Source organism: Bradyrhizobium sp. (assembly GCF_016462955.1).
In the GTDB taxonomy this organism is placed as follows: Bacteria; Pseudomonadota; Alphaproteobacteria; order Rhizobiales; family Xanthobacteraceae; genus Bradyrhizobium.
The window spans coordinates 1-375 of sequence record NZ_JAEMSD010000618.1 but is presented as its reverse complement, the minus strand read 5'-3'; the positions used below and the strand labels follow the sequence as shown (position 1 = coordinate 375).

The following is a 375-nucleotide window of genomic DNA, read 5'->3' as shown; positions in this document are numbered from 1 at the left end:
CTCGACGAGGGACGCAAGCTCGAGATCCTGCCCTATCTGGTGCGGCTGCGCGACGAGGCCAGCGTTCCGATGGTCTATGTCAGCCACGACGTTGCCGAGCTGCGCCAGCTCGCCACCCAGATCGTGATGCTGAAGCAGGGCCGGGTGACGAGTTTTGGCGGTGTGAAGCTGCTGGCGTAGAGCGCATGGCTGCGGCGGATTTCGTGCCCCGGACGCGAGCGGGTCGCTAGACCCCCGCCACCGACGCCCACACGTCCGCGAGCTTCCTGCGCAGCGCCTGCGTGCGCGTCAGCTGTGGCGGGGTCTCGTCCTCCTCGGGCAGGCGCAGGCCGACGAGGTTGACACGGCCGCCGGAGATGCTGCGTACCACCAGCA

Annotated in this window: 1 pseudogene; it reads left to right on the top strand. The window is 68.8% G+C overall.

The annotated features are described in order from the left end of the window. Positions 1-180, top strand: a pseudogene (locus JHD07_RS35575) (molybdenum ABC transporter ATP-binding protein); the annotation flags it as partial. Positions 181-375 lie beyond the last annotated feature (195 nt).